13 protein-coding genes and 1 pseudogene are annotated in these 19,296 nt (G+C 70.9%); 8 read left to right on the top strand and 6 right to left on the bottom strand.

Annotated features, from left to right (window positions below):
* Positions 1-445 precede the first annotated feature (445 nt).
* A pseudogene (locus tag OG194_RS47220) lies at positions 446-770 on the top strand (NADPH:quinone reductase); the annotation flags it as partial.
* A gap of 51 nt (positions 771-821) precedes the next feature.
* Here the strand turns inward: OG194_RS47220 and OG194_RS47215 are convergent.
* Entirely contained in the window at positions 822-2,057 is a 1,236-nt protein-coding gene (locus OG194_RS47215) for an MFS transporter (RefSeq protein WP_327406909.1), read from the bottom strand.
* Between the two features lie 325 nt (positions 2,058-2,382).
* Positions 2,383-3,264, bottom strand: coding sequence for an AraC family transcriptional regulator (locus OG194_RS47210; protein WP_327406908.1), 882 nt, complete (start codon positions 3,262-3,264; stop codon positions 2,383-2,385).
* Between the two features lie 176 nt (positions 3,265-3,440).
* Here OG194_RS47210 and OG194_RS47205 point away from each other — a divergent pair, with 176 nt between their 5' ends.
* Entirely contained in the window at positions 3,441-4,556 is a 1,116-nt protein-coding gene (locus OG194_RS47205) for a serine hydrolase domain-containing protein (RefSeq protein WP_327406907.1), read from the top strand.
* Positions 4,557-4,651: 95 nt separating this feature from the next.
* On the opposite strand, the gene OG194_RS47200 is transcribed toward OG194_RS47205, so the two are convergent.
* On the bottom strand, positions 4,652-5,518 hold the full coding sequence (locus OG194_RS47200) for a TetR/AcrR family transcriptional regulator (RefSeq protein ID WP_327406906.1): 867 nt from the start codon (positions 5,516-5,518) through the stop codon (positions 4,652-4,654).
* A gap of 29 nt (positions 5,519-5,547) precedes the next feature.
* The gene (locus tag OG194_RS47195; protein ID WP_327406905.1) at positions 5,548-6,942 is read right to left on the bottom strand and encodes a flavin monoamine oxidase family protein; all 1,395 of its coding nucleotides are present in this window, start codon (positions 6,940-6,942) and stop codon (positions 5,548-5,550) included.
* Between the two features lie 157 nt (positions 6,943-7,099).
* Here OG194_RS47195 and OG194_RS47190 point away from each other — a divergent pair, with 157 nt between their 5' ends.
* The 4 genes from OG194_RS47190 to OG194_RS47175 all read left to right on the top strand — a co-directional run bounded on the left by OG194_RS47190 (position 7,100) and on the right by OG194_RS47175 (position 13,040).
* Complete coding sequence (locus tag OG194_RS47190; RefSeq protein ID WP_327406904.1) at positions 7,100-8,638, top strand: APC family permease; 1,539 nt, start codon at positions 7,100-7,102, stop codon at positions 8,636-8,638.
* 75 nt (positions 8,639-8,713) lie between these two features.
* A complete protein-coding gene (locus tag OG194_RS47185; protein ID WP_327406903.1) occupies positions 8,714-10,837 on the top strand; it encodes an acetate--CoA ligase family protein in 2,124 nt (707 codons plus the stop codon).
* On the top strand, positions 10,821-11,975 hold the full coding sequence (locus OG194_RS47180; RefSeq protein WP_327406902.1) for an acyl-CoA dehydrogenase family protein: 1,155 nt from the start codon (positions 10,821-10,823) through the stop codon (positions 11,973-11,975). Before OG194_RS47185 ends, OG194_RS47180 begins: the two co-directional genes overlap by 17 nt.
* Positions 11,976-12,026: 51 nt before the next feature.
* On the top strand, positions 12,027-13,040 hold the full coding sequence (locus OG194_RS47175; RefSeq protein WP_327406901.1) for an NAD(P)H-dependent flavin oxidoreductase: 1,014 nt from the start codon (positions 12,027-12,029) through the stop codon (positions 13,038-13,040).
* A 167-nt stretch (positions 13,041-13,207) separates the two neighbouring features.
* Here the strand turns inward: OG194_RS47175 and OG194_RS47170 are convergent, their stop codons facing one another.
* Entirely contained in the window at positions 13,208-14,290 is a 1,083-nt protein-coding gene (locus tag OG194_RS47170; RefSeq protein WP_327406900.1) for an RICIN domain-containing protein, read from the bottom strand.
* Here OG194_RS47170 and OG194_RS47165 point away from each other — a divergent pair.
* Positions 14,289-14,456: a hypothetical protein gene (locus tag OG194_RS47165; protein WP_327406899.1), complete on the top strand. Its 168-nt coding sequence runs from the start codon at positions 14,289-14,291 to the stop codon at positions 14,454-14,456. The two genes, OG194_RS47170 and OG194_RS47165, sit on opposite strands and share 2 nt — an antisense overlap.
* Positions 14,457-15,476: 1,020 nt before the next feature.
* Positions 15,477-17,099 carry a cellulose binding domain-containing protein gene (locus OG194_RS47160; RefSeq protein WP_327406898.1) on the top strand — a complete coding sequence of 541 codons (1,623 nt, stop codon included), beginning with the start codon at positions 15,477-15,479 and terminating at the stop codon, positions 17,097-17,099.
* 120 nt (positions 17,100-17,219) lie between these two features.
* On the opposite strand, the gene OG194_RS47155 is transcribed toward OG194_RS47160, so the two are convergent.
* Complete coding sequence (locus tag OG194_RS47155) at positions 17,220-19,253, bottom strand: hypothetical protein (RefSeq protein ID WP_327406897.1); 2,034 nt, start codon at positions 19,251-19,253, stop codon at positions 17,220-17,222.
* Positions 19,254-19,296 lie beyond the last annotated feature (43 nt).

The raw sequence follows: 19,296 nt of genomic DNA, 5'->3' as shown, positions 1-19,296 counted from the left end.
ACAGGCCATTCGACGGGCCCCTGATGGTCGGTGGTGCGTCCTTCACCCCTGGTGCGGTGGGCGGGCTCCGTGACTGAGCCCGCCCATCGATGACGGGGCGCGAGGCCGCGGTTCCGCCACGATGTACAGCATCGCCGCGGTGCCGGGCAGGCTGCCGGAAGGAGCCGTCGGCCCGGAGTGTGACTAACGTCCATGCCAGTGGGGTGCAGAAGAATCGGCGCCGGAGCAGCGGCTGTTCCGCTCCGAAGATCACGACTGTCTGACATCTTCGAGAGGGAACCCCGTCATGCGCCTCACCCCCGCCGCCCGTACAGCCGCACCCGCAAGACCGGGCACAAGGGCGGAACGGAAATAGTGCGCCGCCTCGGTGATCCGTCGCCCGGAGCAGGTCGTCGCCGACGCCTTCGACCAGGCAGGGGCCCGCGACCCGCAGCATCTGCGGGACCAGCTCGCAGCCAGGAACGGTGCGGCGGGCGCGGTGGCGATCACCACCTCGTCCGCGCAACGTGGCGCGCGCCTACGGGACCTGGGCGCTTCCCATCGGCGGACTCGTTATGCGGCCAATGGGCACCTTCCGCAGGTCACTGTCGTTCGCCGCCTTCAGCTCCGGCACCGTGTCCGGCGCCGAGTGGCGAACCGTGCGATCGTCCCAGTTCGACGACGCCTTGCAGGGAGACCTGCGCACGGTCGTCCACGAGGTGCTGCCGTTGCGTCAGGCGGCCCTGGCCCACCACGCGATGGACGCGGGCACGGTGTTCGGCAGGATCGTGGATCGTGCTGACGCCATGAACCGGCAGGACAGGAACGGTGTTCGAGGCCCTTTACGCGTCGCCGCCGGTCCGCGCTTGAGACGTCGTCGGCAAAGGCTCCGACGGGGGCAGGGCCGACGAGGAAGTGATCAGTGCGGAGCTGCCGGAATCGCGGTCCGTGAGGCCCGCGAAGACGGCCAGGCCCAGGCCGGCCGCGGCGAGCGTCGCGCCGACCAGGGCCGGTGAGGCCCAGCCCCAGCCGGCGGAGATGGCCAGGCCGCCGAGCCAGGCGCCGCCGGCGTTGGCCAGGTTGAAGGCGGAGTGGTTGGAGGCCGCGGCCATCGTGGGGGCGTTCTTCGCCTTGGCCATGAGCAGCATCTGCACGGGGGTGGTGACCAGGGCGCCCATCGCGCCCATGAAGGCGAGGGTCACCAGGGCGGGGACGGTGCTGTGGACGGTGAAGTAGAACGCCACGAGCGTCGCGCCGAGCAGGAAGAGGCCGCCGTACAGCGTCGGGCGCAGGGCCCGGTCGGTGAGCGGGCCCGCGATCAGTGTGCCCAGCGTCATTCCGATGCCGTAGAGCGCGAGGACCCATGTCGTGGAGGAGTCGGAGAGGCCGGTGAGGTGGGTGAGGATCGGTACCAGGTAGCTGTAGACGGCGAAGAAACCGCCGAATCCCACGACGGCGGTGGCCAGGCCCAGGGCGACCTGCCGGTTGCTCATCGCCCGTAGTTCCTGCCGGATGCCGGCCTGGCTGCCGCGGGGCTGGTGGGGGACGAAAGCGGCCAGCGCCGCCAGCGCGACAAGGCCGATGACGGCGACCGCGCAGTAGGCGTACCGCCAGCCGAGATGCTGCCCGAGGGCGGTGCCGGCCGGGACGCCGACGATGTTGGCGACGGTGAGTCCGAGGAACATCCTCGACACGGCCCGCCCGGCGCGTTCGGGGGCGACCAGCCGGGAGGCCACGACGGCGCCCACGCCGAACAGTGCTCCGTGGGGCAGGCCCGCCAGGAACCGTGCGGCGAACAGCAGGCCGAAGTTCGGGGCGAGAGCGGAGGCGACGTTGCCGACCACGAACAGTGCGGACAGCAGGAGCAGGAGCCGTTTGTGGGCGATGCGCGCGCCGATGCCGGTCAGGACGGGTGCCCCGACGACGACACCGAGCGCGTAAGCGGAGACGAGGTTGCCTGCGTGCGGCACGGACACGCCGACGCCGTGGGCGATCTGGGGCAGCAGTCCCATCGTGGCGAACTCGGTCGTTCCGATTCCGAACGCGACGAGGGCAAGGGCCAGCAGGGCCAGTGGCATGGAGCGGAAGTACCTTTCACGGGCGGCGGTCTGCGTACAGGTGCGGGGTGGGTGGGCGGGACCGTGCTGCGTCCTGTTCGCCCTGTTTCTGTGGTCTGTCGCGCCGGCCACCGTTGCCCGATGCGCCCTTGAAGGCAGAGAAATTCTACGAGCACTACAGCCGCGGCACGCGCTCACGCATTCCACGATCGGGCGACGAGACTCATGGCCTGCGTCACAGTCGGCCCGTCTGCCTGCCTGCCTGCCTGCCTGCCTGCCTGCCTGCCTGCCTGCCTGTCAGGATGCGACACGAACCGAAGCTTCCCCGCCGTTCGGCGGACCGTGTTCACACGGCGGCGTTTCCGCTGTTCCGCTCGATCGGAATCCACAACTGGGAGTGGGTCTCCTCGCCGATCTCCACCAGGTGCGTCCGCAGGAGTTCCGGACCCGGCCGGCTCGTGTACGGGTTCGAGGGGAACCACTGGGTGAACACGTCGCGCCACAGTTCCTGGAGCGCGCTCGGATAGGGCCCGTCGTTGTCGAAGACCGCCCAGGTCCCGGCCGGCACGTCGAGGGCGTCGAGTTCCTCGACGGCCGTCTCCGGGCCGGTGGCCACGCCGATCCAGTAGTCCGCCTCGGCGCCCTCCTCCCGGCTGTCGGTCAGGTATACCGCTGCCGACAGGATTCCCTCCGGTTCCCGGCCGGCCAGCCCCTTCATCCGTACGATCGCCCGCTCGTCCAGGTTCTCCACGTGTGCCGCGGCGGCCGGGTTGACGCCCTCGTGCACCAGCGAGACGCGGGCCTTCCTGCCGACGATCCGGAACGCCTCCTTCTGCACGATCCGGTACCGCATGGTCGTACTGCCTTCGACGACGACGCGGAAGGACATGCGGGGCTGTGCCGTGAGCAGGGCGCCCGTGCGCCGTGCCTCGCCCGGGCCGATGCCGTGCACCGACCGGAACGCCCGGGCGAAGGCCTCGCCCGAGCCGTAGCCGTAGCGCACCGCGACATCGAGCAGCGTGCGTTCCCCGGCCACCACCTCGGCCGCGGCGAGCGTCATCCGGCGGCGCCGCACGTAGACCGGGAGCGGCATCCCGGCGAGGGCGGAGAACATCCGCCGGAAGTGGTACTCCGACACCGCGGCGATCCGGGCCGCCCCGGCCACGTCGACCTCCTGGTCGAGGTGGGCCTCCAGGTGGTCCAGCGCCTGGTTCAGCCGCTCCAGCACGTGTACCCGTCCCTCTTCCCTGAGTCTCCCCCGCAGGAATGCGCACCCCGACGCGGCAACTCCTACGGTCGGCCGGGCCCTCTTCAGGTGTACGTGATTCCTTCGCGCCCTGCCCGACACAAGCCGTGCGGGAATTGTCGGGCGGGCGGCCCCGGCGTTGCCCGAGGCTTGTGCACATGACTGATGTTAAAGGGCTGTGCGAGCCGCGGTTCGCCGCGGTCGAGGAGGCCCTCGCGGCTTCGCTCGGCAAGGACGACGTGGGTGCCTCGGTCGCCGTCCACCTCGACGGCGAGCCGGTGGTCGACCTCTGGGGCGGGTACGCCGACGCGGACCGTAGCGTCGACTGGGAGCGGGACACCCTCACGGGCGTGAACTCGACGAGCAAGAACATGACCGCCCTGTGCGCGCTCGTCCTGGCCGACCAGGGCCTGCTCGATCTGTCCGCGCCGGTCGCCGCCTACTGGCCCGAGTTCGCCGCGGCGGGCAAGGAGCGCCTGCTGGTACGCCATGTGCTGTCCCATACCGCGGGGCTGCCGGACCTGACCGGGCCGACGGCGGTCGAGGACCTCTACGACTGGCAGAGCGTGACGGCGGGGCTGGCCACGCAGGCCCCCGAATGGGAACCGGGCACAGCCGCCGGGTACCACGCGCTCACCTTCGGGTTCCTGATCGGTGAGATCGTCCGCCGCGTCACCGGCCGTAGCCTCGGCGACTTTTTCGCCGAGGAGGTGGCCGGACCGCTGGGCGCCGACTTCCACATCGGGCTCTCCGCCGCCGACGACCACCGCGTCGCACCGCTCATCCCGCCACCGTCACAGACCGACGAGTTCACCGCCGGCGCACCGCTCGGACCGGACGGCACACGCCGGGAGCACACCGGTGCCGCGGTCCGGGTCAGGGATGCCAACTCCGTTGCCTGGCGCCGTGCGCAGATCCCCGCGGTGAACGGCTTCGGCAACGCCCGGTCCGTCGCCCTCGTCCAGTCGGTCCTGGCGAACCGGGGTTCGGCCGGTGGCGTGCGGCTGCTGTCTCCCCGGGGCTGCGAGCCCGCGTGGCAGGAGGTGTTCCGCGGCGAGGACCGGGTGCTGCGGACGCCGATGTCCTGGACCGTGGGCTTCGGGAAGTTCGGCAACACCTTCGGCTGGGGCGGATGGGGCGGTTCGCTGGTCGTGAGCGACCCCGACGCACGGATGACGGTGGCCTACGTGATGAACCAGATGATCGACCGGGAGGAGCAGGAGGACAACCGCGGCATGGAGATCGTCATGGCCGCCTACAGCGGACTGCGGTGACAACCCGCGGGAGGGGACGTCCGGGTGCGCACGCGCTCACGGAGGTACGGCCGCGAGCCCCTCCCCCCTTCAGCCAGGCGCGCCCGGGTGGTCGGTCAGGTCAGGTCGAGGTGGGGTTCGAAGGCCCGCAGCAGGAGCGAGCGCATGCGGTCCGGCCGCATCTCGGTCGAGTTGGCGAGGATCTGGATCGCCAGGCCGTCGACCATCGCGGTGAACCGGTCGGCGAGGGCCTCGATGTCCGCCTCCGGTGCGAGGCCTTCGGACCGGCACTCGTGCAGCACGTCCACCACGACCCGGTACCAGCCCGAGTAGATCCGCCGCTGCGCGGACCGCAGGCCGGGTTCGAGCATCGCCTGGTTCCAGAACTGGATCCACACCGACCATTCGTCGATGTCCCCGGCGGTGAGCGGGAGTTGCACCTCAATCAGGCGGCGCAGTTTGTCACGGGCGGACGTCGCCCGGTCGAACTCCTCGTCGAGCCGGGTGCGGAACCGCTGGGCGTAGTACTCCAGCGCCGCGTGCAGCGTGGCTTCCTTGCTGGGGAAGTGGTAGTGCACCGTCGCCGTGCTGGTCCCGCAGTAGCGGGCGATGTCCGAGACCCGCACGTTGTGGTAGCCGCGGCGGGCGATGAGGACGGTCGCGGCCTCCAGGATCTGCTCCCGGCGTTCCTGTCCCGTCACCGGCTGCGCCCGGTCCCGTCCGGTGTCGGGCGGGAGCACGGGCTCCGGACCGACGCCCTCGACGAGATACGCCGTGGACACCCCGCAGGCCTTCGCGAGGGCGGCGATCTCCTCGTCGCGCAGCCGCCGGTTTCCGCGCAGTGCCTTGGACAGGGCGGTCGGGTCCATGCCGATCCGGTGGGCGAGTTCGCGCTGCGAGACGGCGGCGGCACGGATCGCCGTCCGGACGCGTTCCGGCAGAGTGTCGGCGGTCTCGGCCGGTCGCTCTTCGATGCTGGTCATAACCCGATCAGTATGTCAGGCAAGGCGGTTCACCCCAGATGTCCGACGGCCGCCAGGGCGCTGATCACCTCGGCCGCGGCACGCTCTCCCGACGAGATCGCCCCGTCGATGTAGCCGTTCCACACCGAGGCGGTCTCCGTCCCCGCCCAGTGGACGAGCCCGGACGGCTCGCGCCATCCGTCCCTGCCGTGCCGGGTCCAGCCGCCCGGGGTCAGGAAGCACTCGTAGCCTCCGACGGTCCAGCCGGTCCGCGGCCAGATCTTCTCGACGTAGTCGATGGGCTGTCCGGCCCGGGGTCCGGCGACCGCGGACAGTGCGGCCAGCACTCCGTGGCGGCGCTCCGTGTCGGTGCCGGCGGACCAGCGGTCGAGCCGGTCGCCGTAGACGAACGCGACGAGTACGCCGCGCGAGGCGTCCTCGGGTGAGTTGTCGAAGACGACGCCGACCGGGCTGTCGCCGTAGAGCGTCGCGATCCCGGAGCGTCCCGCCGCGCGCCAGAAGGGTTCCTCGTAGACGGCGTGCACCTTGGCGACGCGTCCCATCGGGGAGTGGTGCACCCAGCCGCGCCGCGCGACGGGCAGCGCGGGGTCGAACGCGATGCGTTCGATCACGGCCGGGGGTACGGCGACCACGGCCCGGCGCGCGCGGACGACGGTGCGGCCGGTGTACGCCTCCACCCCGTGCGCGGTCTGTCGGAGGGACAGCACCGGTTCGCCGAGCCGTACCCGCCCGCCCAGTGACTTCGCGAGCGCGTGGGCCACCGCGTCCGCCCCGTCGGCGAACCGGGCGTCCTGGGCGCAGCCGCGGGTCTCCATCAGTTGCTCGTAGCCGCCGCCCGAGGCCAGGTAGAACAGCACGTGGAAGAAGGAGATCTCGCGCGGTTCGGCGCACCAGACGCCCTGGATCGCGAGCGCCAGCCGCGCCAGCGCGTCCTCGTCGTCGGTCTGCGCGCGGAAGAAGTCCTCGGCCGACAGGGCGTCGAACTCGGCGAACCGCGGGGTGGACCAAGGCAGTTCGAGGTCGACGGTGCGGGCGAGGTCGTCCAGCAGGGCGGTGACGCGGTCGTACTCGTCGATGCCCGGTCCGGTGTCCGGTGCGCCGCCCGCGTAGTCGACGCGGGTGCCGTCGGCGCGGATCTCGGTGTGCCGGCCGGCCTCCCAGGTCGGGAACGTCCGGCAGCCGAACCGGGCCGCCAGCGCGTGGAACCGTCGCTGGCTCGGCCCGATCCACTGTCCTCCGTGGTCGACGCGCACCCCGGACGGGGTCATCTGGCTGAACACTCGGCCGCCCACGCGGTCGGCGGCCTCCAGTACGACCACGTCGACGCCGGCCTCGGCCAGCCGCCACGCGGTGGTCAGTCCCGCGTATCCGGCGCCCACGACCACGACGTCGGTGTCCACGGCAGAAGTGTCAGGTGTCGTCACGCCGACACCGTGCAGCAACATTGACTCACCAGTCAAGACTCTCCACAAAATTGCGATCGAAGTCTTGACAGCACTTCCGGCCAGAGCCAGGCTGACTCGCCAATCAGTCATTGCGTTTGCTTGTCGGTACCCGTAGACCAACAGATCGGGAGTGGCAATGACCTCAGATTCGCAACTCCAAGTGCGCGAGGCCCAGACGGACAAGGGCCTGCGCTCCGGCGCGCTCTCCATGGCCACCAGCCTGATCCTCGCCGTGGCGTCCGCGGCGCCCGCCTACAGCCTCACCGCGACGCTGGCCTTCGTCGTCGGCTACGTCGGCTTCCAGGCCCCGGCCGTGGTGGTGCTCGCCTTCGTCCCGATCCTGTTCGTCTCCTTCGGCTACGCCGCGCTCAACAAGCGCGATCCGGACTGCGGCACGATCTTCACCTGGGCCACGCGCTCACTGAACCCGAACCTCGGCTTCCTCGGCGGCTGGGCGATCATCGCCTCGTTCGTCCTCGTGATCGGCAGCCTCGCGCAGGTCGCCGGACAGTACGTGTTCCTGCTGTTCGGCGCGGAGGACATCGGTTCCGCACCGGCCGATTGGCGGGTCCTGCTGGCCGGCCTCGGCTGGCTCGCGCTGATGACCCTGATCTGCTACCGCGGTATCGAGATCGCGGCCGCGGTCCAACGCGCCCTGCTGTTCCTGGAGTTCAGCATGCTCGTGGCCCTGTCGGTCGTCGCGCTCGTCAAGGCCTACGGCGGCTCCGCGCCGACCGGGGCCCGGCGGCCGAGCCTGTCCTGGCTCAACCCGTTCCAGGGCGCGTCCCTGAGCGCGTTCGTCAGCGCGCTGGTGCTGATGCTGTTCATCTACTGGGGCTGGGAGACGGCCCTCACCGTCAACGAGGAGACCACCGACCGGCACCGCGTCCCCGGCCGGGCCGCGACCTGGTCCACGGTGCTGCTGGTGGCGTTGTACCTCCTCGCCACGTTCGCCGCGCTCTCCTTCGCCGGCATCGGCGACACCGGGATCGGCCTGAACAACCCGGACAACTCCGGGGACGTCCTGTACGGCTTCGGCACCGCGGTGTTCGGGTCGAGCGGTTTCGGCTCGGTGCTGTGGCACCTGCTGATCCTCATGGTCCTCACCTCGGCCGCCGCCTCGACGGAGACGACCGTGCTGACCCTGAGCCGCACGATGCTGTCGATGGGCGACCAGGGCGCGCTCCCCCGCGCACTGGCCCGGGTGCACCCGGGCTTCCGCATCCCGCACGTGGGCACGATCGCGGTCGGCGTCGTCGGCGCGGTGGTGTACGTCGCGCTGAACTTCCTCGGCCACGGTCTCGTCCTCGGTGACGCGGTGTCCGCCTGCGGGGTGCTGATCGCGTTCTACTACGGGCTCACCGGACTCACCTCCGCCTGGGTGCACCGCGCCGGGCCGTATGCCCGAGCGGCGGACATCTGGCTGACCGTGGTCCTGCCCGCGATCGGCGGGGTCGTCCTGCTCGGCGCGGGCGCCTGGAGCCTGGTGCAGGCGTGGGATCCCATCAACAGCGGTACGAGCTGGACCCTCCCGTTCTCCTCAGGATCGCGCATCGGCGGCACGTTCGTGATCGGCACCGGGACGGTCGTGCTGGGGCTGCTCGCCCTCCTGGTCTGCCGACGCCTGTACCCCGCGTTCTTCGCCCGTCGGCCGGCCGTCGCGGCCCACACCTGAGTCCGCGCCCGCTGCCCGAACTACCGCCGTCCGCCCGGGAATTACTCATCCGCGCCCGCATCCGGGAGATCGTCCGTGTCCCTTCCCCAGGCCTTCGTCGACCCGTCGTCCGTCGCCGTCGTCGGTGCCACCGAGGACCGCGCCAAATGGGGCTACTGGCTCGCCACCGGTGCCCTCGCCGGAGCCGGCCGGCGACAGGTGTGGCTGGTCAACCGCCGTGCCGCACAGGTCCTCGGCCAGTCCTGCCGTCCGACGGTGGACGACCTGCCACAGGCCCCCGACCTCGTCGCCCTGTGCGTGCCGCCGCACCACGTCCTGCCCGTCGTCCGGGACGCGCTCGCCAAGGGGTGTCGCGCGTTCCTCTCCATCACCTCCGGGCTCGGCGCCGACGAGGCCGAACTCGCCGCGCTGCTGCGCGAGTCGGGCGCGCGGATGGTCGGACCGAACAGCCTCGGGCTGTTCAACGCCGCGGCGGAACTCCGACTCGCCTGGGGGAACTTCACACCGGGCAGGCTGGCGATCGTCTCGCAGAGCGGTCAGCTCGGTTCCGAGATCGCCGGCCTCGGCGCACGGGCCGGGCTGGGTGTGTCGCGCTTCTACTCGGTCGGCAACCAGCTCGACGTGGGAGCCGTCGACGTACTCGAATCGCTCGTCTCCGACGAACACACCAGCACCGTGGCGCTCTATCTGGAGAGCTTCGCCGACGGAGCGCGGATCGTCACCGCTCTCGAAGCACTCCGCCGGGCCGGCAGACACGCGCTGGTGCTCACCACCGGCGCCAGCGAGGGCAGCCGTCTTCTCGCGCGGTCCCATACGGGTTCGATGACCTCGGCCCTCGACGTCGTCGACGCCGCGTGCCGCGCCGCCGGAGCCCTCCGGGTGGCGACCCCGCGCGAACTCGTCGACGCCGCGCGGGTGTTGGACGCGACCGCTCCCCCGGGCGGACGCCGGGTCGCGATCATCAGCGACAGCGGCGGGCAGGCCGGGATCGCCGCCGACCTCGCCGCCGACCGGGGTCTGCGGGCGCCGGTCTTCACCGAACCGCTCCAGGCGCGGCTGCGTGATCTGCTCCCCGCCGCCACTGCGGTGTCCAATCCGGTGGACCTCGCGGGCTCGGGAGAGGCGGACCTCCAGGTCTACGCGCGGGTCACCGAACTGGTGGCCGACTCCGGCGAGGTCGACTCGGTCGTCCTGTCGGGATATCTCGGCTGCTACGGCGAGGATTCGCCGAGCCTCGTGGAGGCCGAGTCCGCGGTGATCGACCGCCTCGGCCGACGCCGATCGACGGACGCGGCCCGCGTGCCCCTGATCGTGCACAGCATGAGCGCCGCCTCGCCCGCGGTCGCCCGGCTGCGGGAGCACCGCGTCCCGGTCTTCGACACCGTCGACGCGGCCCTGGGCGCGCTCGGCCATGTGACCCAGCTGGGCGCGCGGCCCCGCCCGGCGCCGATGACCGTACGGACCGAAGCGGCCGTTCCGCTGCCGGGCTACTGGGCAGCTCGTACGTTCCTCACCGCGCTCGGCATCGCGATGCCCGAGGCGAGGCGGGTCACCGACGCGGCCGGGTTCGCAGAGGCCTGCGCGTCCCTGCGACCGCCTCTGGTCCTCAAGGCCGGCTGGATCGAGCACAAGAGCGAACACCGGGCCGTCAGAACGGGGTTGGGCCCGGACACTGCCGCCGCGGTGTTCCGCGAGATGTACGAGCGGCTCGGGCCCGGCGAGTACGTCGTCGAGGAGCAGGACACCCGGCCGGGCGTCGTCGAGCTGCTGATCGGCGCCCGCCGGGACCGCGACTTCGGGCCGACCGTGACCGTGGGGCACGGCGGGGTCCTCGCCGAACTCTGGCACGACGTGTCCGTGGAACTGGCACCGGTCGACCGACGGACGGCGGCCGGGATGCTCGACCGCCTGCGCTCGCGCCGCCTGCTGGACGGCTGGCGGGGACAGCCCGCGGTCGACCTCGACGCGCTGATCGACGCCGTCGTCGCCGTGTCTGAGGCGATCGCGGCCACCCCCGGCGTGGCGGACATCGAGGTCAACCCGATCCGGGTCGGTCCCGACGGCGCCCTGGCCGTGGACGCGCTCGTCGTCCCGCGTACCGAGGACGTCGTACCGAGAACCGCACATGAAGCACCCGGGGTGCACCGCCACCGGGAAACCACCGAGGAGCAGGAGACATCACGTGAGCACGTCCACTGAGCCCTGGCCGCTGAGCGATGAGCAGCGGGCGATCGTCGGCCTGTGCCGGGAGTTCGCCGCGAACGAGATCCGGCCGCGCGGACGCGAGGTCGACGAGCGTGACATCGAGTCACCGCTGGACATCTTCCGGGCCGCGGCCAAGGTCGGCATCACCGACTTCATGCTGCCCGAGGAGTACGGCGGGGGCGGGTTCACCGATGTCGTGACCCAGTGCCTGGTCCAGGAGCAGATGTGCTGGGGCGACCCGGGCATCGGCAACTTCGTCTGCTCCAACGGGTTCTTCGCCGACCCGCTGCTCGCGCTCGGCACCGAGGAGCAGAAGGCGGAGTGGCTGCGTCCGCTCGCCGGTCCGAACCCCCTGTTCACCGCGCTGGCGACGACCGAGCCGGAGTCGGGTTCCGACGCCGCGTCCATCGCCACCACGGCCGTGCGGGTCGAGGGCGGCTACGCGATCAGCGGGCAGAAGGTGTGGATCTCCAACGCGGGCCTGGCCGACCAGTACGTGGTCTTCGCCAAGACCGATCCGAGCCGGGGTTCCTCCGGGGTCACCGCCTTCCTGCTGCGCAAGGGCGCGGAGGGGATGAGGTTCGGCGAGCCCATGCGGAAGATGGGCCAGCGCGCCATCGTCTGCCGCGAGATCTTCCTCGACGAGGTCTTCGTGCCCGAGTCCGACCGGCTCGGGGACGAGGGGCAGGGCTTCCGCGGTCTGATGAAGACCTTCGACATATCGCGGATCGTGCTGGCCGCCGCGGCGACCGGAGCGGCCCGCGCGGCCTACGAGTACGCGCTCGCGTACGCCCGTGAGCGCAAGCAGTTCGGCAAGCCGATCGTCGAGCACCAGGCCGTCGCGTTCCGGCTGGCCGACATGGCGACCCGGATCGAGTCCGCGTGGCTGCTCACCCTGCACGCGGCACGCCGGATGGACGCCGGAGCGGATGCCACCAAGCTCGCCGCCATGGCCAAGCTCCAGGCCTCGGAGACCGCGATGGCGGTGACCTGGGGCGCCGTCCAGACCCTCGGCGGATGGGGCTACTCGCGCGAGTTCCCGGTCGAGCAGTGGATGCGCGACGCCAAGCTGGAGGAGATCGAGGAGGGCACCTCGGACATCATGCGGCTGATCATCTCGCGGCGCCTCTGACGGCTCCGCTCCTCGTGACGTCTTCGACCGTGGCCCGGCAACAGGAGCGACATGACCTTTCGGAACGAGTTCACGGAGATGTTCGGGGTCGAACATCCCATCGTGTGCGGCGGAATGCTCGCGGTGGGCACCGCCGAGCTGATCTCGGCCGTCGCGAACGCCGGCGCGCTGGGGTTCCTCAGCGCGCTGACCCAGCCCACCCCGGAGGACCTCGCACGGGAGATCGCGCGCTGCCGCGAACTGACCGACAGGCCGTTCGGCGTCAACCTCACCATCCTGCCCACCATCGAGCCGGTGCCGTACGACGACTACCGGGCCGTCATCATCGACTCGGGCGTGCGGATCGTAGAGACGGCGGGCAGCAACCCGGCACCGCACCTGCCGGCGTTCCGGCGGGCGGGGGTGAAGGTCGTGCACAAGGCGGTCGCCGTCCGGCACGCGCTCAAGGCGGAGGCACTGGGCGTCGACGCCGTCAGCATCGACGGATTCGAGTGTGCCGGGCACCCCGGTCAGGACGATGTCCCCGGCCTCGTCCTGATCCCGGCCGCCGCCCGCAGGCTGCGTATCCCGATCATCGCGTCCGGCGGCTTCGCCACCGGCTCCGGGCTCGTCGCGGCCCTGGCACTCGGGGCGTGCGCGATCAACATGGGGACGCGGTTCGAGGCGACCGAGGAGGCTCCGATCCACCCGAACGTGAAGGCCCGGATCGTCGCGAACGACGAGCGCGGCACCCAGATCGTCTTCCGGGAGTTCGGCAACACCGCCCGGGTGGCGCGCAACGTGGTCTCGCAGGACATCGCCCGCATCGGCGCGCGCCCCGGGGCCGCCTTCTCCGACGTCGCCGCACTGGCCTCCGGGAAGCGCGGCAGGCAGCGGGTGTTGCGTGAGGGCGACGTCGAGGGCGGCATGTGGTGGGCAGGTCAGGCGCAGGGTCTCATCGACAGCGTGGAGAGCTGCGAGACGGTGGTCCGCACGATCGTGGCGGACGCAGAGAACATCGTCCGCGACCGTCTCCGGCGGCAACTCGTACCGTCGGCCGACATGACCCCGACGGTGGCGGACTGACCGGTTGTTCCTACGGCACTGACACCGTCCGGCGCCGTCGCGGGTGGGCAACCCGGCGCACCTGCGGAACCAGCCCACCAGAACACCCGACGACACCGTCACCATCCATCCCCCCACCCAGGCCAACAGCCCGGTAGAGCAACGGCATTGCCCCTGAAGGCGTGCCGTCAGCCGGTGCTCCATTTCTGGTTGTCGCCGCCGGTACAGCTCCACAGTTGCAGCTCCGCGCCGTTGCCGGTCCCCGCATCGGTGACGTCCACGCACTTGTCGGCCTGGACGTTGACCAGATCGTGCGCGGCACTGAGCCGGAACCGCTGGGCCCCGGTGCCGTTGCAGGCGACAAGCTTGATCCACGCGCCGTCCGTCCGCGAACCGCCGTCGACGTCCATGCACTTGCCCAGGGCCCGCACTGTTCCGTCCGACGCGAACTGCCATGTCTGCCGGGCGGCGCTCGTGCAGCCCCAGATCTGCAGGCGGGTGTTGTCCGCCGAGTTGCCCCCGGTGACGTCGATACAGCGGCCGGAGCCCTGACCGCGGATCAGTACGCCCTTGGCGGTCTCGCCGGAACCGGCGACCGACGAGGAACTCCCGGACGGCGCCCCGCTGTTCTTGGCCCCGCCCTTCGCGGTAGCTGTGGCCCCACCGGATGCCGGTAAACCGGCCTTCGGGGTCGGCTTCCTGCTGGGCTGCCGGGTGGAGTCGGCTTCGAGTGCGGAGGATTCACCCGACGGCGAGGCGGAATCGGACGAGTCGGTCACGTCCCCGGTCCGTCCGCTGCCCCGGACGGTGTCCGATCCGGCACCGGCTGCCGAACGTCCCTTGCCGTCGTCGCCGTCCATGAGGAACAGGGAGCCGGTCAGCAGAACGCCGACGGTAGCGGCGGCGACGATCAGCATCTTGCGGCGCCGTGCGGGCCGGGGCACGGACCGGCCCGGAACGGCCGTGACGTCGGTGCCATGGTCGGTCGTGTCCCCAGCGAGGGCATCGGTACGCCCGCCTGATGTCCCGGTGTCCGGCGCACTCTCGGTGAGCGCCGCGAACTCGGCCGCCACCGCGGACATGGGCGGCGGGAGCACGGGCCCGGGCACGGCCTCGGACTCGGAGGCGGCAGCGGGCCCCAGCGCGGCGGCGGCCTCGGCGATCGCCGAGGGCCCTTTCGACCGGCGTGGCAGGAGCAGCGACGCGGCGTCGGGCTGGTCGGTCCGGGCCGTTGCGGCCTCCGCCGTCGGATCCTCGGAGGAGGCCGTCATGTCGTCCTTCCGGTACTGGGGTGGTGGATTTCTGCGCGGCCGGTACGGCGTCGAAGTGCCGAAGACGTCGTGGTGGCCTGCGGTGGTCCGCGATGGCGTCGAGTGGGCGCCGACGATCACCGTCCTCGTGCCCGAGGGCGATTCTGTCGTGCCCACGACCACCTAGGCAAAGGGCGACACGCGGTGGCCGTCCGGCGCCGGGAGCTCGCGGCGTCGGCGTGCCGCGCAGGACATCAACTAACTTGTGGGCCAAGGCTGTTCCGACCGCCGACACCGCCGGCCACGAACAGATCGGCAGGGCCGAACAGGGCGCCGACGCCCACCGGTTCGAGGTCATCTTCTCCACGCCGTAGGCCGACTGGAAGAACTTGTCCAACCCGCTGCCGTCGACTGCCGGGATCGGGTCCGGGACCCCGACTGGCGGGGAACAAAGCCCAAGTTGGACTTCTTGTCCCGGGCATCGGTGCCGTGGCCGACCGGGTCCCGCACCGGGCGCTGAGGGTGACCTCGACGTCACGCGGGCCGGCGTCGCCTCGGTGTTCCCCTTGTCGACCAGATCTGGCAGGTCCACGTCCTGGTCTTCCGGATCGGTCACCATGGCGACCCGGTTGGAGGCGGCCTCGGCAACACCGCCCGGGTCGCACGTAATTCGGTCTCGCAGGACATCGTCCGCCTCGGCGCGCGCCCCGAAGCCGACTTCTCCGACGTCGCCGCACTGGGCTCCGGGAAGCGCGGCAGACAGCGGGTGCCAGGTGAGGACGACGTCGAGGGGGCATGGGGTGGGCCGGTCAGGCCCAGGGCCTCATCGACAGCGTGGAGAGCTGCGAGACGGTGTCCCCACCATCATGGCGATCGTCGCGGACGCCGAGAACATCGTCCGCGACCGCCTCCGGCGGCAACTCGCGCCCACGGAACCGAAATTGGTCTAGACGAATCTTCCCCGGATCCCTTGACGCCGCCCGACGCGGCCAGCCACGCTTCGCTACGCAGGCAGAGGTAAGGAAAGTTTCCGATTAACTTCACGACTCGCCGTTCGACGGTTTCCCCCTGCTTCACCCCGCCCTGATCGCGTCGCACGGCTCCTCCCCACCCGCACCTCTCCACCGTGCGACGGGCGTGCAGGGCACCGCAATCCGCGTACCGGCGCGACGCCGTGCGCGGCCTCGCCCCACGGAGGAGCATCCGCATGAGACATGCGTCGCTGCGCGCCGCACTGACCGCCGCCCTGATGGTCGGCGGCATGGCCATGACCGTCGCCCCGGCCGCCCACGCGGCCGACAACACCGGTCTGATCGCGTCCTTCGGCATCACCTCCACCTGGGGTGCCGGTTTCGAGGGCGGCTACACGGTCACCAACAAGTCGACCCACACAGTCACTTCATGGACCATCACCTTCACCCTGCCCGCCACCGAGGCCGTCACCAGTTCGTGGAACGGCACGCTCACCCACAGCGGGACGCAGTACACAATCACCTCCCCCACCTGGGAGGCCCCGCTCGCTCCCGGTGACTCCGCGCCCGTCGTCGGCATGGACTTCAGCTACAGCGGCTCGGTCGTCGCGCCGAGCGCCTGTCTGATCAACAACGGCCCCTGCGCCGGCGTCCCCGCCGACACCGTCGCGCCCTCGACCCCCTCCGGCCTCGCCGTTCGGGCCACCGGCCCCGGCAGCGTCACGCTGGGCTGGAACGCCTCGACCGACAACGTCGGTGTGGTCGGCTACCGGGTCTACGAGGGCGGCAACGTCATCGCCACCACTTCCGGCACCGGCACCACCTTCACCGTGGGCGGCCTGCTCGCCGGCAGCAGCCACAGTTTCTCGGTGACCGCGCTCGACGACTCCAACAACGAGTCGGCGCACTCCGCGACGCTCACCGCGACCGCGGGCAGCGGCACCACGCCCGGCGTGGCGGCCCCCTTCGTCGACCTCGGTGCCTACCCGACGCCGAACCTCACGCAGATCGCCACGAACACGGGGTTGCGCCAGTTCTCGCTCGGCTTCATCACCGCCGGGTCGACCGGTTGCTCGGCAAGCTGGTTCAACTCCTATGACCCGGGCGCGGCTTGGGATCGGGCGGACTTCGACTCACTGCGCGCGATGGGCGGTGACGTACGGCCGTCCTTCGGCGGCGCGTCGGGCACCGAACTGGCCCTCGCCTGCACCAGCACGACCGCGCTCCAGGCGCAGTACCAGAAGGTCGTGGACGCCTACGCCCTGGACCGCGTGGACTTCGACATCGAGGGCGCCGCGGCGGTCGACCACGCCTCGATCGACCGACGCTCGACGGCCGTGGCCGCCGTCCAGGCCGCACAGCGCGCCAAGGGCCGCGACCTCAAGGTCACGCTCACACTCCCGGTCCTGCCCAGCGGCCTGACCGCGGACGGCGTCTACATCCTCAGCTCCGCCAAGGCGCACAACCTGAACGTCGACACCGTCAACCTGATGGCCATGGACTACGGCGACAGCGCCGCACCCAACCCGTCCGGGAAGATGGGCAGTTACGCCATCCAGGCCGCGACCTCGACCCGCGCCCAGATAGCCTCGGTGTGGCCGAACCTCACCACCGCCCAGACCTGGGCGATGGTCGGTCTCACTCCGATGCTCGGCCAGAACGACACCGCCAGCGAGGTGTTCACCGCCGCCGACGCCCAGCAGGTGCTCACGTTCGCCCGCCAGAACCACCTGGGCGAGCTGGGCTTCTGGGACGTCACCCGCGACGGGAACGCCTGCACCGGCGCCCTGAGCAAGTGCACGAACATCCCGCAGACCCCGTACCAGTTCTCCAAACTGTTCGCGACCTACGCGGGCTGAGCCCGCGAGGCCATCTGCGCCACCGCGCAGCGGCTTGTGCGGGCCGAGACTCACTTCGGCCCGCACAAGTCGGGGACACGTTCAGTGTGTGGACGTGGTCACGAACCGGACGTCGTGCGACTACAACAGAGCCCCGACGGTGTCCTGGTGTCCGTCCTCCCGGTGTTCGCCCCGTTCCGCCGCGGACCTGTCGGCCAGGGCGTTGACGGCCGTGTTGAAGCGCTCCATCGAGGTCGGGACGTCCGCGCCCAGCACGTACTCCTTGAACTCACCGCGGTGCGGCGCCATCGGATCGTGGAGCGGCTCGCGGACCGAGCGAAGGATCTCCGGCAGCCGGATGCACTCACGGTCGAGGAGATAGGCGCCGCCGGCTGTGGTGAAGGCGGCGCGGAAGTCCTCGTCGGGCAGATTCCGGGCATTGGTCAGAACGTACGGTTTGAGGCTGGCGACGAAGTCGGCGACCACCGAGGAGACATCGCTGACGAGCAGGTCCGCCTGGTTGAAGCATGCGTACAGCGTGGGCAACTGGCCGGAGATCACCTGATGCCGGACCGGCTCGCGGCTCTCCCAGAAGAGCCCGTGCCACTCGGCGTGCAGGGCGTGCCACTCGACCGTGTCGCCGTGGTCGGGAACGCGCGCGTCGCGGGTCTGCTGCGTGTAGTCGCCGCCGTGCCGTCCGGCCAGCTCGTCGATCCGGGCCCGGATGTCCCGCAGTCTCGGCCCGGCGGCGAGTACGGCCTGCGCGTCCGGTCTCTCGCGTCGCTCGTTGTCGTTGCTGAGCAGTTCCCGGACGGCCCGGTCCGCGGCGGCGGCCTCGGGAGAGCGGCGGCCTGTGAGCGGGTGCGGCTTGTAGATGATCCGTACGTTCTGGTCGAGGAGCTTCTCGACCAGGGGCACGCCCATCGGGATGAGGGAGGTGTGGCAGTCGTCGTCGCTCCAGCCCTCCCAGGTGGGGGCGTACAGCACGACGGGCAGCGGGCCCGGCCTGTGGTCGGCGTGCAGCCGTATCGAGGACAGTTGCGGGCGCCCCACTTCGACGATCGCCTCGTCGCTGATGGCGTGCCGCACCCGCTGATAACGGTCCCGCCCGGCCCGTCCGGCCACCCAGATCTCGTCGTACACCTTGCTGACACGGTTGCTGCTGGCGAGCTTGTCGCTGTCGCCGTGGCCGATGAAGACGTGCTTGGCCTCGGCGACGCGCAGCATGTGCACGTTCTTCCCGGCGTTCCCCGGGTACAGGACGACCCGGACGTCCGGCAGTTCCAGCTCGGCCAAGTCATCGGCCTTGGGTACGCACACGACCGGGATCCGTGTGCGGCTCAGGTACCGGAACGAGGCCTGCTCACGCAGGATGATCAGCGGGCGCCGGTCGAGCTGCTCCAGCGTCTCGATCCACATGTTGACCTGGTACATGAAGTCCCGGGACACCGCAGCGAAGCTGAAGTACAGGGCCACCTCGGGCCGGTAGCCGGCCAGTTGCCGATTGACCTCGGCGATCACCTCGCCCCTTGCCGGCATCCGGCGGGCCCGGCGGAACTCCGTCAGCAGGGCCACCACGGCCGCCAACGCCGACCCGGCCGTCAGCGTGTAGCCGATGACCGCCGGGTACCAGGTCCCGGCGGCGAGCGCCACCAGCAGTCCCGCGTGGGCGGGCAGGTCCAGGTGCAGCACCTTGCGCAGGAAACGCCGGTAGAGATACGCGGGCGGCGGCTTCTGGATGCCGGACCCGCTCATGTCGAGGTTGCGCACGGCCACCGGCAGCAGCCGCCGACGGCTGATCGCGTGATGCACCGCCGAGAACAGCATCATCAGCGCGAAGTGGGCGCCGAAGACGGCGAGTCCGGCGACCAGCACCCGATCCGGGGCCTCCATCCGGTCGGCCAGGGCGAGCAGCATCAGCGTCCGGAAGGCGAACCGCAAGGTGCGGTCGAGCTGCAACGCGGCGAGCCTGCGGACGAACCGGGGTGCCCGTACGTGCAGCGCCTCGTCCACGAGGTAGCTCACGGCGGACACGACGGCGAAGCCCCACAGGGACGGCAGCAGCGCGAAGACAGGCAATGCGGCGAAGCCTGCGGCGAACAGGAGCACCAGAAAAAGGTCGGCCTTCCCGCGCACGCGCAGGACAGCACACAACCAGCGGACCATCATGGACATGGAATCCCCCCACAGGACCTCCCGCGACGGCGACGCCGTTGCA

The organism is Streptomyces sp. NBC_01288, assembly GCF_035982055.1.
Classification (GTDB): Bacteria; Actinomycetota; Actinomycetes; order Streptomycetales; family Streptomycetaceae; genus Streptomyces.
This window is presented reverse-complemented; position numbering and strand designations above follow the sequence as displayed.

Coding starts and splice junctions, on each gene's coding strand:
- OG194_RS47215 (WP_327406909.1), bottom strand. CDS start 2,057: ATGCCACTGGCCCTGCTGGCCCTTGCCCTCGTCGCGTTCGGAATCGGA.
- OG194_RS47205 (WP_327406907.1), top strand. CDS start 3,441: ATGACTGATGTTAAAGGGCTGTGCGAGCCGCGGTTCGCCGCGGTCGAG.
- OG194_RS47200 (WP_327406906.1), bottom strand. CDS start 5,518: ATGACCAGCATCGAAGAGCGACCGGCCGAGACCGCCGACACTCTGCCG.
- OG194_RS47190 (WP_327406904.1), top strand. CDS start 7,100: ATGACCTCAGATTCGCAACTCCAAGTGCGCGAGGCCCAGACGGACAAG.
- OG194_RS47175 (WP_327406901.1), top strand. CDS start 12,027: ATGACCTTTCGGAACGAGTTCACGGAGATGTTCGGGGTCGAACATCCC.
- OG194_RS47165 (WP_327406899.1), top strand. CDS start 14,289: ATGTCGTCCTTCCGGTACTGGGGTGGTGGATTTCTGCGCGGCCGGTAC.
- OG194_RS47170 (WP_327406900.1), bottom strand. CDS start 14,290: ATGACGGCCTCCTCCGAGGATCCGACGGCGGAGGCCGCAACGGCCCGG.
- OG194_RS47160 (WP_327406898.1), top strand. CDS start 15,477: ATGAGACATGCGTCGCTGCGCGCCGCACTGACCGCCGCCCTGATGGTC.
- OG194_RS47155 (WP_327406897.1), bottom strand. CDS start 19,253: ATGTCCATGATGGTCCGCTGGTTGTGTGCTGTCCTGCGCGTGCGCGGG.